We start from the raw sequence: 14,131 nt of genomic DNA on the forward strand, positions 1-14,131 counted from the left end.
GTCATGGACACCATTCATACCCTAACTCAACTGCTCAACAATAGTGGCAATCAATACCGAGTGTTTGATTTGGGTCGCCGCATCAAAAACATCGATAATACGCAATTTGAGTTGGTAGAAAAAGGCCAACAACCATACCCCTATCCACTTCAGCGCCATGCACATTTGGCCATTGCTTATTGGAATGAAGAAAAACAGCCCTGGATCTGGTTTTTAAAGTTTGCTTTAGACGAGCGTGGGTTACTGAAACAAACTGACATTGGCAATTTCATTAAGTACGTGCTTGAAGCGATGGGCTCTCGGCTACAAGGCGATCTCAGCGAAGATCAACAACAAAAATTAGCCAACAACCCTTACACATTCAAACCCTCAGAAGACAAAATGGCTGTCTTTCATAGCCAGATTCGTTCTCAATTAGCTTTAGCAGCTAGCCAATATTATGAACACGCTCAACATTACTTTAGCGGAGACCTTGGCTGGGATAATTGGCAGACGGTTGGCTTACAAGGCATTACCGATATTTGCGCACGCTTAAACAAAGAGCAAAATGGCGTATTAGTGCGTAAAGCGATAACGGCATTACCATCACAACCGCTGTATGCCTTATTGGGGGCATTAGAGCACACCGAACTGCCAGAAAAACTTGCACAACGTGTTGCTGAAATGGCAGAGCAACAAATTAACCATGCCGAACCCGATCTGTTCTTACTCTCTGCGTTAGTGCGGGCTTTATCTGGTGCGGATAATAAAACCTTACAAACAACGGTGAATGCTATCTTGCGCAGTCCCCGCTTGAGTCATCAGGAGGTTCTAATTGGTATTGCTGGGCGCGCATGGCAAGTACTTCAAGACCCTAACATTGCGCAGCAATTTTTACTGCGTTTGGCTCAAACGGGAAATCAAGCACTGTTCAACCAACTGTTTGCAGACTTGGTGATGCTTCCTGAGTTGAGAATGGTACTGTTACCTTTACTTCACTCCAGCCCGACAGAAGAGTTAGCGAACGCCTTAATTCTTCTGCAACAAGCAACGAAGGCCCAGTAAAGGTATGTTCATGCTAAGCGATTTATTTGCAATCGTATTACTCAGTTTTGGTTGTTTTTTATTTTGGCAACAGCGCCGCCAAGCGGAGCTAGCCAAAGAAGCGATCAGTCGAAAATGTAAACAGCTCGACTTGCAACTTGTGAGTGTTGCTTTTGGCCGCCACAAACTAAAAACGCCAGAAGGAGTCTGGCGTTGGCATACGGTATATTTATTTGAGTTTTCAGCATTAGGCGATGACTGTTATCAAGGTGAACTGAAGATGTTTGGTTTTACACCATCAGCCTTTCATTTACCGCCACATCGGATGTAAATTCAAAAACAAAATAAGGGCCAAAAATATCTTCTTTTTCACCCTTCAATGTAAAGCCGATTTTTTTCAATACCTCAATCGATGCGCGATGGTCAATATTGACCATCGCTTTTAGCCGACTGAGCTGTAACTGATGACATGCGCTAGGAACAAACGCTTTCAATGCCTCAGTGGCAATACCTTTGCCCCAGTACATTTTGTCAAAAAGAAACCCAAGCTCCGCGCCACCCTCTTCTAACTCAACAAATATGTGGCCCATATATTCACGGTTGTAGCCATCAAGCACCGCCATCGCATATAAATTGGGATCATGTAAAACACGTTGGAAAAGTTGCTTAGCGGAAGCGACAGTTTTAGGACCATTCATCTGAGCTCGGTTTTTAGCACAACAATTAAGCATCAAAAAATCAGATTCTAAGGAATCTGTATAGGGAAGAAGTAGTGTCCTTCGGGTTGCGGTCGTCACGTACAATCCTTGTTAGCAGCAAAATAGCATCGGAAGTTATCGATATTGATACTTTGCAAAAGAAGCCGAAAATTAAACCAAGCGGACGATGAAGTAATTGATCTAGATTGTTTTTTAATCGTTATTATTATGATGTATCTATAAGAGTAATCGTTTTTGATGCAGTATCACATGTATAAGAAAAGCCTCAACACATAGGTGTCGAGGCTTATGATCTTACTCGCAGCAGTCCGGCTACTAATATCTGCTCCATGCATCATCCATAATAGTGGCTGAATTCCTCAGCGTATCCTGCTTCGCCGTCCTAGCGGTGTCCTATTCTTCCTGAGCACTTACTGTCCTAGCAAGCACACATCACTTGTTCCTTGAGCGGTGTCCCTGACATCATCCTGATGTTCGTCCTACCTCAAGCTAGAGGCGTTCCTAATCAATCCATTGCAATCTACACCCTGTAGATTGTCATATCCATATTCGTCCAGCATCCTGCTCGGTTACTTATCCTTAGTAACTGATCTTCATCCTGAAGTGCATCCTTCCCAGATGCTTTCCTATTCTGCGTCAAACTCCCTTCGACGAAGTTAAATTTACCCGTTTACCAAAGAGAAACAATGCTCGCCTAACTATATATTTTTAAACAACCTAAACAAAAAAACACCAATCCATTTAAATTCAATGAGTTAACAAAACAAAAATAGCTAAATATCCATTTGAAAACGTAATTTCTCACACTGAATGTAAGCGATCTCTTACAGCACTTAGCTACTTTTGCGATGCTCAAATAAAAGGTAACATTGCCACAACCCACGATAAGGACAAAATATGCTCACAAAAGATGTTTCGCAAGAACTAGAAACCGTATTCGCAAGCTTACATCAACAAGGAAAAGAGCCGACAGTTGCGCTGGTTAAAGCTCGTTTAACCACATCCATTCCGATGCCTGCGATTATTGCTGCAATCAAAAGTTGGAAGAACGCACAACGCATTCCTAAGATTGAAGTGGCAACCAAGCAGAGTGATAGCGATAGAGTGGCAAAATTAGAGTCGCAAGTGGCTGATCTTTTAGCTAGAGTTGCCACACTTGAAGCTCAATTAGCCGATAAAGAGAAGTAAATAATGATGAAAATTTGGGTGGATGCCGATGCGTGTCCGAAAGTGATTCGAGAAACCATCGTGCGAGCTGCTGAAAGAACTGGGGTTGAATGTACATTTGTCGCTAACCACGTTGTACCAGTCCCTAAGCGTGCCAACATTCATTCATTGCAAGTTCCAAGCGGTTTTGATATTGCCGATAATGAAATCGTAAGACGAGTTGAAGTGGGAGACTTAGTCATCACTTCCGACATCCCTCTCGCCGATGAAGTCATCACCAAAGGTGGTTTAGCGTTAAGTTCTCGGGGTGAGCTCTACACCAAAGATACCATCAAAGCACGCTTGAACATTCGTGATTTTATGGAAACCATGCGCTCAAGTGGTATTCAAACTGGTGGACCGAATGCGCTCTCTCAAACCGATAGGCGTGAATTTGCGAACCACCTTGACCGTATTTTAGCCAAGCGATGAATCATACATCTAAAAAAACCTGCGATAATCGCAGGTTTTTTTAGGTACATTAAGTTAAGGGGTATAAAACGTTGCCGCACCAGGTCCAACAGGAAGGCCCAATAAGAACACCCAAATGTAGAACAGCAAGCTCCAACCCACCATAAAGCAGATTGAATATGGCAACATGGTGGCAATCAAAGTACCAATGCCCAAGTTTTTCATGTAACGCGTCGCGACAGCCAAAATAAGACCAAAGTAGCTCATCATTGGGGTAATAATATTGGTGGTTGAATCACCAATACGATACGCCGCTTGGATAGTTTCTGGCGCATACCCCACTAGCATCAACATAGGTACAAAAATTGGTGCAGTTACCGCCCACTGAGCAGAAGCCGAACCAATCATTAGATTGATAAAGCCACACATCAAAATAAAGGCAAAAAACAGCATGGGACCAGTCAGGCCAATATTTTGCAAGAAGTCAGCACCAGCAACCGCAACGACTTGGCCAAAGTTGGTCCAATTAAAGAAAGCAACAAACTGAGCGGCAAAGAATACCAACACGATGTACATGCCCATTGAAGACATCGATTTAGACATTGCATCAATGACATCACGATCATTCTTCATGGTGCCAACGACCTTGCCATATACAAAGCCTGGAATCGCGAAGAAAACAAAGATAAACGCCACGATACTCTTCAAAAATGGAGAGCCAGAAACCGTCCCTGCCGCAGAACGCAGCACGCCATCAGCAGGGACAATTGTCCAAGCTAAAATAGCGCTGACAACCAATACCGCAATACCCGCCAGCTTGAGCCCTTTCTTCTCTACAGCAGTCAAAGCGCCCATTTTATCTTGTGAAAGATCTTCAGAGGCTTCTTCATCACTGTATTTTCCAAGCTTGGGCTCAACGATTTTTTCAGTAACAAAAGCTCCCATACCTGCAATAAAGAAGGTAGAAACAAACATGAAATACCAGTTTACTTCAGGGCCAACTGAATAATTTGGATCTATCATTTGTGCAGCGGTTTCAGTAATACCTGACAGCAGCGGATCCACAGTACCAATCAGCAAGTTCGCTGAATACCCACCGGAAACACCCGCAAAAGCAGCCGCGAGGCCCGCTAATGGGTGACGACCTAAAGAATGGAAAAGCATCGCTGCAAGTGGAATTAACACCACGTAACCTAACTCAGATGCAGTGTTTGAAATAATACCAGCGAAGACAACTGTGACGGTTACCATACGCTTCGAAGCACCCATCACCAAACCACGCATTGCAGCAGACAATAGACCTGAATACTCCGCAATCGCGACACCTAGCATAGCCACCAATACCGTGCCTAAAGGAGCAAAACCAACAAAGTTTTTAACTAGATTAGTCACGATCAGTTGTAAGCCTTCAGCATTAAAAAGACTCACCACATGAATCATACCATCAGCCGCTCGACCCGCAGCACCTTCTGGGCGAGGGTCAACAACCGAAACACCAAAGTATCCTGCGACACCTGACGAGATAAGTATTGCCACACAAAAAATGGCAAATAAAGTGATTGGATGAGGTAATAAATTCCCCAAATATTCGACGCTATCCAAGAAACGAGTAAATAACGGTTTCTTAGGCGCATTTTGCTTAATTGAAGCTGATGAGCTCATCAGTTCCCTCCTTGTAGTTATCCCTGTGCTTTCATGATAAAAACATCAAAAAGCCGCAGAAGATTACTCGAGAGAAGCGCGCAATTGAAATTGAAGGTGTTACAAAAGTTTACAAAACCACCTATATTAACTATTTTCACGTCAATTTTCAGATAATTCAACAACCAATATATATAAATACAAACAAATGGATAACCAGCACCAATCACTTGCTGAAAAAATACGACCGGTCAGTACACTCTAACGTTGCACTGCTTTAAATCGTGGGTTCGATTTACAAATGACGTACATACGACCACGACGGCGTACAATTTGACAATCAGGATGACGCGATTTTGCACTTTTGAGTGAGCTTAGAACTTTCATTGTGGATTCCTTACTTTGTGAACGAACTCGTTTTATCAACCATTTATTTTCTTAACCTAAAACGCTTTATGGCTGAACGATATGGATAACTGGCACTGAGCATTAGTTGTTATGTTATAACATATTAATTAATAATAATTATCAACAAGAAATGCAAGTACAAATGTGATATTTTCTTCTTCTATTCAAACAAACGTGAATGACTTGCATGTATACCATCGACCCAATTGGCATAATCGAAAGCCCGTATAAAGAAAAATTTGCAGTTCCTCGTCAGCCGCGCTTGGTGCCTAGTGCCACCGCCAGAGTTAAGCTAACGGGCGATGCTAACTGCTTAGAGGCCGTAAGAGGAATTGAGCAATTCAGCCATATTTGGCTCCTGTTCTTGTTTGATCGGAATTTAGACGCAGGATGGAAACCAACCGTACGCCCGCCACGATTAGGGGGCAATGAACGGATGGGAGTTTTTGCTTCGCGAGCGACCTTTCGACCCAATGGTATTGGTATGTCCGCGGTTGAGCTAAAAGGTGTGATTAAACAAGGTGAACATGTTTACCTTGAATTAGGCAGTGTTGATTTAGTCGATGGCACGCCAATTATCGATATCAAACCGTATATTCCCTATTCTGACTCGATTGAGAACGCGGTGGGTGGTTATGCAGAAAAAGCGCCCGATAAAATCAACGTCACTTTTAGCACACCCGCATCGGTAGTACTTGAAAAACACTCAAACTATCACATGGTCAAGGCGGTCATTGAGCAAGTGCTCTCGCAAGATCCTCGCCCCGCTTATAAAAAAAACAAGCAAGATGACAAAGAATATGCGGTAAATCTGTTCGATCTGAACGTAAAATTCACCATCACAAACAACTTAGTGTCAGTAACCGCAATAGAACACTTTTGACAAAGGCGATTGGCTGATATTATACACGGCTAAACCGAATCCCCTTTTCTGGGGTATCCCTATGCAGAGCTTGGTTTTTCCAACCAAACAAAGCAGTTAATTTATGATGGACGGATATAATTAATGCGTACCAGTAAATATCTTCTTTCAACCTTGAAGGAGACCCCAAACGACGCAGAAGTCATTAGCCACCAGCTAATGCTACGTGCAGGTATGATCCGTAAGCTAGCTTCAGGTTTATATACTTGGCTACCTACTGGCCTACGTGTGCTGCGTAAAGTCGAAAACATCGTTCGTCAAGAGATCGACAATGCAGGTGCAATTGAAACCTTGATGCCCGTTGTTCAGCCGTTTGAACTATGGGAAGAGACAGGCCGCTCTGAAAAAATGGGCGCTGAGCTACTTCGTTTTACTGACCGCCATACTCGCCCGTTTGTACTTAGTCCGACAGCTGAAGAAGTGATCACCAGCCTTGTGCGTAATGAAGTTAATTCATACAAACAGCTGCCACTGAACCTGTACCAGATCCAAACAAAATTCCGTGATGAAAGACGCCCACGTTTTGGTGTGATGCGCGCACGTGAATTCTCGATGATGGATGCATACAGCTTCGACATCGACAAAGACGGACTGCAAAAATCGTATGACATCATGCTTGATGCTTACTGCAAAGCATTCGACCGCATGGGGCTTGATTACCGTGCAGTGTTGGCTGATAGCGGTGCTATTGGCGGTAGCGGCTCTCAAGAGTTCCACGTACTGGCAGAAAGCGGCGAAGACCTCATCGCCTTCTCAACCGAGTCTGACTACGCAGCGAACATCGAAAAAGCAGAAGCAATTGCACCAGCCATTGAACGTGCCGCTCCAACGCAAGAGATGCAATTAGTCGACACACCAAATGCTAAGACAATTGCAGAGCTTGTTGAACAGCACGGCCTTGCTATCGAAAAAACAGTAAAAACGTTATTCGTTAAAGCGTCAGATGAAATCGATGCCGACATCATCGCATTAATCATCCGTGGCGATCACGAGCTTAATGAAGTGAAAGCGGAAAACTTAGCCGAAGTCGCCTCACCTTTGGAAATGGCAACAGAAGAAGAGATCCGCGCACTGATCGGCGCAGGCCCTGGTTCTTTAGGCCCTGTAGGTTTAGAGCTTCCATTTATTGTTGACCGTACTGTAGCGGTAATGAGCGACTTTGGCGCTGGTGCTAACATCGATGGTAAACACTACTTCGGGATTAACTGGGGTCGTGACGCCGAACTAGGCCAAGTCGAAGACTTACGTAATGTTGTTGAAGGCGACCCAAGCCCATGTGGCCAAGGCACCATCTTGCTAAAACGTGGTATCGAAGTCGGTCATATCTTCCAGTTAGGTACTAACTACTCTGAGAAGATGAACTGTGGCGTACTAGATTCAAACGGTAAGAATGTCATCCTAGAAATGGGCTGTTACGGTATCGGTGTTTCACGTGTTGTTGCTGCTGCTATTGAACAGAACAACGACAAATTCGGCATTATCTGGCCTGATGCGATCGCACCTTTCCAAGTCGCGATCGTACCAATGAACATGCACAAGTCTGAGCGAGTTCAACAAGCGGCTGAAAAACTATACGCAGAACTGTCAGCGGCAGGGATTGAAGTATTGTTTGATGATCGTAAAGAACGCCCAGGCGTGATGTTCTCAGACATGGAATTGATCGGTGTTCCTCATACCATCATTATTGGTGACCGCAGCATGGACGAAGGTAACTTCGAATACAAACATCGCCGTGCGGGCGAGAAATCTGCCATTGCGATGGATGGTGCGGTTGAGTTTATCAAATCTCAACTTGCCTAACAGCGTCGTCATTACTTGAAAGGTTGCCTTTATGGCAACCTTTTTTATTTGCGCCATTTATTAATCTTAGATTCATCATTGCCACTTTATTCTATTCTCTATACCCAAACCACTTGAAGTCGCAGGTAGGCGGCAAATGAGTTCATCCTCATGAGCATAGATAAACTATGTGATTGGGGTGAGCGAACGTAGCCAACACCGCTGCAACTTCAAGTCGGAAGGGGATATTCATAAAGGAGGTGTCATATGGATCTAAAAAGTCTTCTCAACCAAGCACTCAATTCAAATATTGTTAAGCAAGGGTCAACTCAACTTAGTTCTATCACCCAAGACAGCAGTAAATTGAAAACCTTAGGCGCAGGAGCCGTTGGTGGGGGCTTGATAGGTTTATTAATGGGTTCAAAGAAAACCAAAAAAATAGGCAAAAAAGTACTTGGTATTGGTGGCGCAGCAGCACTTGGGGCGCTGGCTTATAAAGCCTACAACGACTGGCAAGCAAAGCAGACGACAACTCAACCTCAAGCCACATTTGATCCCGATGATTCAAACCACAGCGTACTCATTTTAAAAGCGATGATTGCCGCTGCAAAAGCCGATGGTCACGTTGACGAACAAGAGATGAGTAAAATTGAGCAAGCGATAGTTGAAATGGGAGCTGATGCTCAGCTTCAACAACTCGTTAAAAATGAATTACACAAGCCATTAGACCCTGCGGCTATTGCTCAGCTAGCCACAACACCAGAGCAAGCCAGTGAACTTTATCTCGCTTCACTACTGATTGCTGATGAACAAAACTTCATGGAAAAAGCATACTTAAATGAGTTAGCTAAACAGCTTCGCTTGGCTGATGATCTTGTCTTAGCTCTTGAGCAGCAAGTCAACGCTTAAACTTTCGCCATTTAAAACCAGAGCTTGCGCAAGAGCAAGTTCTGGTTTTGTCTTTCCTAAAATCAATGTGTATATTGAGAGCAGTTATCATTTATTAGGATTCAGACCATGCAAGTTTACGGTTGTTGTGATTTAGTACGTGAGCTTTACGCTCAAATTGGCAGTGGTGATCAAGCCTATATTCCTCAAGCTATTTCTTGCGCTGTTAAAGCACTTAATGATGTAGCAGCCAACCAATCGTTACCGAAGGAAGTGCGAGAGCAAGCAGCCTTTGCTGCTGCGAATCTGTTAATTTCAGACTTTGAGGATAAGTAATGAACTTAGCAAATTTTGCTTCGATGGATCCCATCATGTTGATGAGTATCGTAAACATGAAACTGCGTGATGACTTTAGTGGTGATCTTGACAAACTGGCCAGCTACTTTGATATTGATCGCGCCGCATTAGAGGCTCGTCTTGCCAGTGCTGGCTTTGAATTTCTAACCGAGGTTGGTCAATTCAGATAGCTACTGACTAAATCGGCGCTTATAACTGAACGAAAAAAAGAACCCCGCTCATCGAGCGGGGTTCTTCATTGTTAGTACAGCATTATCTTTTTAATAAAGAATTACGCTTTTTTCTCTTTTCTTGATTCTGCTTTGCGTTCATTACGCTTCACTTGATTTTCAATAAAACCTGCTAGCTCTTTCTCAGCCCAAGTTTTCGCAAGCTCTTCGCTTTCAAAACCAGTTTCACGCTTTGATACTGTGCTTCTATGAGCGGTTACTTGACGAACAATTTCAGCCGCCCAACCATTACGTTTTTCAGTCACACGGATAGTGAATTTTTTACTTTCAGACATTTTCGTTTTCCTAAGGGAAGAATAAGGGATTACTCATCAACGTTAACCATAATCATCACTGTAAGCCAGATATTGATTACGATTGGTATCACTCCACTCTGTAGAGTATGTTGAACACCATCCCTTGGTAAGCGCGGCATTAGAGCATAAATCACAGATCTTTTCCGCATATTTTACAAAATTTTCGCTCACAGCATAAATAAGAAAAGCCGCTGAAATGCAGCGGCTTTAATCTTATCAGTCAAATCACGAAATGAATGACACCATTAACCCAGATTTTTACGTGCATTTTGGAACATACGCATCCAAGGGCTGTTTTCACCCCATGAATCCGGATGCCAAGAGTTAGCGACGGTACGGAACACGCGCTCTGGGTGTGGCATCATAATAGTAACGCGCCCATCGGTTGTGGTTAAGCCCGTAATCGCGTTTGGTGAACCATTCGGGTTATTCGGGTATTGCTGAGTAACTTGACCATTATTGTCGACAAAACGTAGTGCAACAGTAGCTGATTGTTCAATAGCTGCAAGGTGCTCCGTATCACGCACTTCGACACGACCTTCGCCATGAGAAACCGCAATTGGCATACGTGAACCAGCCATTTCATTGAAGAACAATGAGTCTGATTTTTGTACTTCGACTAAGCTAAAACGAGCTTCGAAACGCTCTGATTCATTGCGTACAAAACGCGGCCACAAATCTGCACCTGGTATCAACTCTTTGAGGTTAGATAGCATTTGACAGCCATTACACACACCTAATGAGAACGTATCTTCACGCTTGAAGAAGTTTTCGAACTGATCACGTGCTTGTGCATTAAACAGCACGGATTTAGCCCAACCTTCACCCGCACCCAATACATCACCGTAAGAAAAACCACCACATGCCACAAGGCCTTGATACTCTTCTAACGCCGCTTGACCAGTTAAGATATCGCTCATATGGATGTCGGTCGCTTCAAAACCAGCACGGTCGAACGCCGCCGCCATTTCGACATGAGAGTTCACACCCTGCTCACGTAGAATCGCCATTTTCGGTTTAGCACCTTTAGCAATGTATGGCGCGGCAATATCTTGGTTTACATCAAAACTCAATTTAACGTTTAGACCTGGGTCAGAGTTGTCTTTCTTCGCTTCATGCTCTTGGTTTGCACATGCTGGGTTATCACGTAGAGCTTGCATCTTGTGCGTAGTTTCTGCCCAGATAGTACGTAGCTCAGTACGATTACGCTCTAAAACTACTGTGTCGCCAGAGGTAATCACTAGCTCATCAGACGCTCCAACGCTGCCGATAACATGTGAGCATGCTTCTAAGCCGTTTACTGCCAGAGTAGAAAGAACAGCATCTAAGTCGTCGTTCTTAACTTGAAGGACTGCACCTAGCTCTTCATTAAATAACACCGCCAATGCATCATCGCCTAGTGCAGCAATGTCGGCTTTCACACCACAGTGACCGGCAAATGCCATCTCAGCCAGAGTAACAAACAAACCACCATCGCCTTTATCGTGATAAGCGACGATTTGATCATTAGCGACCAGTGCTTGAATGCCTTCATAGAAGCCTTTTAGCTGGGCTGCGTTGTCAACGTCTGCGGGTTTATCACCAAGCTGCTTGTAAACTTGCGCCAGTGCCGTGGCACCTAAGCGGTTTTTGCCATTGCCTAGGTCGATAAGAACCAGCGATGTATCACCTTTATCAGTACGAAGTTGTGGCGTAATGGTTTTACGTACATCTTCAACACGAGCAAACGCCGTGATGACAAGAGAAAGTGGCGAAGTCACTTCTTTCTGCTCACCGTTTTCATCCCACTTGGTTTTCATTGACATCGAGTCTTTACCAACAGGAATCGTCAGACCAAGTGCAGGACACAGCTCTTCACCGACCGCTTTCACCGCTTCGTAAAGACCAGCATCTTCACCTGGGTGACCGGCGGGAGACATCCAGTTTGCTGATAATTTAATATGTTTGATATCACCGATGTTGGTTGCAGCAATATTAGTAATCGCTTCACCAACGGCTAAACGAGCTGATGCACCAAAGTCAAGCAAAGCTACTGGCGTGCGCTCACCCATCGACATCGCTTCACCATGGTAAGTATCGTAGCTGGCTGCGGTGACTGCACAGTTTGCCACTGGCACCTGCCATGGCCCAACCATTTGGTCACGTGCAACTAACCCCGTTACCGTGCGATCACCAATGGTGATAAGGAAAGTTTTCTCGGCAACCGTTGGTAGGCGTAAAACACGATCAACCGCTTCGTTAATTTCAATACCACTGCGATCGATGGCTGGGTTGTTTGCTTTTAGCGTTTTCGCATCACGGTGCATCTTAGGCGTTTTACCTAATAGGATGTCCATTGGCATATCGATTGGCGTGTTGTTAAAGTGTGAATCTTCAAGCTTGAGCTCACGTTCTTCTGTCGCTACCCCAACCACTGCATATGGTGCACGTTCACGTTTACAAATTGCATCAAAGACAGCCATATTTTCAGGAGCAACAGCCATTACGTAACGTTCTTGTGACTCATTACACCAGATTTCTAACGGACTCATACCCGGCTCATCGTTTGGTACATCACGCAGTTGGAAAATACCGCCACGTTCGCCATCATCCACAAGCTCTGGAAGTGCATTAGAAATACCGCCCGCGCCCACATCGTGGATAAACGCGATTGGGTTTGCATCACCTAACTGCCAACAGCGGTCAATCACTTCCTGACAACGACGTTCCATCTCTGGGTTCTCACGTTGTACTGAAGCGAAATCAAGATCTTCTGCTGATTGACCAGACGCCATTGACGAAGCCGCTCCACCACCAAGGCCGATATTCATAGCCGGACCACCAAGCACGATTAGGCTTGCACCGACTGGAATTTCTTTCTTCTGTACGTGCTCGTCACGGATGTTACCCATACCACCAGCGATCATGATTGGCTTGTGGTAACCACGTACCTCTTCGCCCGCGTGAGAGTTTACTTTCTCTTCGTAAGTACGGAAGTAACCAAGTAGGTTTGGACGACCAAATTCGTTGTTGAATGCCGCGCCACCTAGTGGGCCTTCTAGCATGATATCTAATGCATTAACGATTCGACCTGGCTTACCAAAGTCTGTTTCCCATGGCTGTTCAAAACCTGGAATACGTAGGTTAGAGGTGGTAAAACCAACCAGACCCGCTTTAGGTTTACCGCCAATACCGGTTGCGCCTTCATCGCGAATTTCACCGCCAGAACCAGTAGAAGCACCAGGCCAAGGAGAGATAGCTGTTGGGTGGTTGTGTGTTTCCACCTTCATCAAAATATGTGCTTTCTCATGGCTGTAACCATATTGACGAGTTTCTGGATTTGGGAAAAAGCGTCCTACCTCTGACCCGACCATCACCGCAGCGTTGTCTTTGTAAGCCGATAGAACGTGATCTGGCGTCACTTCAAAGGTGTTTTTGATCATCTTGAACAGTGATTTATCTTGCTTTACACCATCAATGGTCCAATCAGCGTTAAAGATTTTGTGGCGGCAATGTTCAGAGTTCGCTTGCGCAAACATCATCAATTCGATGTCGGTTGGATTACGCTTTAGTTTAGAGACAAAGCTTTCAAGCAAGTAATCGATCTCATCCTCTGCCAATGCAAGGCCAAGGGTAACGTTTGCTTGTTCAAGCGCAGCGCGACCACCGTTTAATAGATCAACATCCGCAACCGGAGCAGGTTGTGCCACTTTAAATAGTGCATTGGCCGCTTCAAATTCTGTAAATACCACTTCCATCATGCGGTCATGAATCAACGATTGAATGGCGTTGATCTGTTCAGCAGAAAGCTCACCTTCAGACTCAATGTAATAAGCGGTACCGCGTTCCAAACGCTTTACATTAGCTAAACCACAGTTATGAGCAATATCTGTTGCTTTCGAAGACCAAGGAGAAATTGTGCCTGGGCGAGGAGTAACAAGCAGGAGAAGACCTTGTGGTTCATGCTCTTGAATGGTTGGGCCGTAAGTAAGAAGCTTCTCTAACTTTTCAAGTGCTTGAGCGTCTAAATCTGCTGAGAGATCGGCAAAATGCATGAACTCCGCGTAAATACCAGAAACAGGTAATTGCTGTTCACGACAAAGTTCAACGAGTTTGTTAACACGAAACTCAGAAAGAGCTGGGGAGCCACGCAAAATTCTCATGTGCTTAGGTCTCTTATACAGTGGGTTGAGGTGTAATTGGAATGAACTCACAAAAACTTAAAATACAATAAGTTAAAACAACAAACTTGAATTCATACCAATTTAACCT

Annotated in this window: 14 protein-coding genes; 9 read left to right on the forward strand and 5 right to left on the reverse strand. The window is 44.4% G+C overall.

The window, feature by feature from the left end:
• Window positions 1-3: 3 nt before the first annotated feature.
• Window positions 4-1,044, forward strand: coding sequence for a DUF3549 family protein (locus tag MCT08_RS11615; RefSeq protein ID WP_274678456.1), 1,041 nt, complete (start codon window positions 4-6; stop codon window positions 1,042-1,044).
• Window positions 1,045-1,054: 10 nt separating this feature from the next.
• Window positions 1,055-1,354, forward strand: a complete 300-nt coding sequence (locus tag MCT08_RS11620; protein WP_274672887.1) for a DUF3301 domain-containing protein — start codon at window positions 1,055-1,057, stop codon at window positions 1,352-1,354.
• Here MCT08_RS11620 and MCT08_RS11625 read toward each other — a convergent pair.
• On the reverse strand, window positions 1,314-1,826 hold the full coding sequence (locus tag MCT08_RS11625) for a GNAT family N-acetyltransferase (protein WP_053310335.1): 513 nt from the start codon (window positions 1,824-1,826) through the stop codon (window positions 1,314-1,316). The two genes, MCT08_RS11620 and MCT08_RS11625, sit on opposite strands and share 41 nt — an antisense overlap.
• A gap of 813 nt (window positions 1,827-2,639) precedes the next feature.
• Between MCT08_RS11625 and MCT08_RS11630 the strand changes: the two genes are divergently transcribed.
• Window positions 2,640-2,930 (forward strand): hypothetical protein, encoded by a 291-nt coding sequence (locus MCT08_RS11630; protein ID WP_053310336.1) that lies wholly within the window; start codon window positions 2,640-2,642, stop codon window positions 2,928-2,930.
• 6 nt (window positions 2,931-2,936) lie between these two features.
• The gene (locus MCT08_RS11635; protein ID WP_053310461.1) at window positions 2,937-3,380 is read left to right on the forward strand and encodes a YaiI/YqxD family protein; all 444 of its coding nucleotides are present in this window, start codon (window positions 2,937-2,939) and stop codon (window positions 3,378-3,380) included.
• 54 nt (window positions 3,381-3,434) lie between these two features.
• Here the strand turns inward: MCT08_RS11635 and MCT08_RS11640 are convergent, their stop codons facing one another.
• Window positions 3,435-5,021 (reverse strand): AbgT family transporter, encoded by a 1,587-nt coding sequence (locus MCT08_RS11640; protein WP_168523002.1) that lies wholly within the window; start codon window positions 5,019-5,021, stop codon window positions 3,435-3,437.
• 240 nt (window positions 5,022-5,261) lie between these two features.
• On the reverse strand, window positions 5,262-5,387 hold the full coding sequence (ykgO, locus tag MCT08_RS11645; RefSeq protein WP_053310338.1) for a type B 50S ribosomal protein L36: 126 nt from the start codon (window positions 5,385-5,387) through the stop codon (window positions 5,262-5,264).
• 208 nt (window positions 5,388-5,595) lie between these two features.
• Between ykgO and tsaA the strand changes: the two genes are divergently transcribed.
• From tsaA to MCT08_RS11670, 5 genes are all read left to right on the forward strand, one after another.
• A complete protein-coding gene (gene tsaA, locus MCT08_RS11650; RefSeq protein WP_172532289.1) occupies window positions 5,596-6,291 on the forward strand; it encodes a tRNA (N6-threonylcarbamoyladenosine(37)-N6)-methyltransferase TrmO in 696 nt (231 codons plus the stop codon).
• 123 nt (window positions 6,292-6,414) lie between these two features.
• Window positions 6,415-8,130: a proline--tRNA ligase gene (locus MCT08_RS11655; protein ID WP_274678457.1), complete on the forward strand. Its 1,716-nt coding sequence runs from the start codon at window positions 6,415-6,417 to the stop codon at window positions 8,128-8,130.
• A 246-nt stretch (window positions 8,131-8,376) separates the two neighbouring features.
• Window positions 8,377-9,018: a tellurite resistance TerB family protein gene (locus MCT08_RS11660; protein ID WP_053310341.1), complete on the forward strand. Its 642-nt coding sequence runs from the start codon at window positions 8,377-8,379 to the stop codon at window positions 9,016-9,018.
• Between the two features lie 108 nt (window positions 9,019-9,126).
• Window positions 9,127-9,333: a YaeP family protein gene (locus tag MCT08_RS11665; RefSeq protein WP_053310342.1), complete on the forward strand. Its 207-nt coding sequence runs from the start codon at window positions 9,127-9,129 to the stop codon at window positions 9,331-9,333.
• Window positions 9,333-9,524, forward strand: coding sequence for a DUF4250 domain-containing protein (locus MCT08_RS11670; RefSeq protein WP_171980241.1), 192 nt, complete (start codon window positions 9,333-9,335; stop codon window positions 9,522-9,524). The genes MCT08_RS11665 and MCT08_RS11670 overlap by 1 nt, the downstream gene beginning before the upstream one ends.
• 101 nt (window positions 9,525-9,625) lie before the next feature.
• On the opposite strand, the gene MCT08_RS11675 is transcribed toward MCT08_RS11670, so the two are convergent.
• Window positions 9,626-9,859: a DUF3622 domain-containing protein gene (locus tag MCT08_RS11675; protein ID WP_053310344.1), complete on the reverse strand. Its 234-nt coding sequence runs from the start codon at window positions 9,857-9,859 to the stop codon at window positions 9,626-9,628.
• A 266-nt stretch (window positions 9,860-10,125) separates the two neighbouring features.
• A complete protein-coding gene (purL, locus tag MCT08_RS11680; RefSeq protein WP_274678458.1) occupies window positions 10,126-14,022 on the reverse strand; it encodes a phosphoribosylformylglycinamidine synthase in 3,897 nt (1,298 codons plus the stop codon).
• Window positions 14,023-14,131: the final 109 nt, after the last annotated feature.

This window comes from Vibrio aestuarianus (genome assembly GCF_028858425.1).
Classification (GTDB): Bacteria; Pseudomonadota; Gammaproteobacteria; order Enterobacterales; family Vibrionaceae; genus Vibrio; species Vibrio aestuarianus.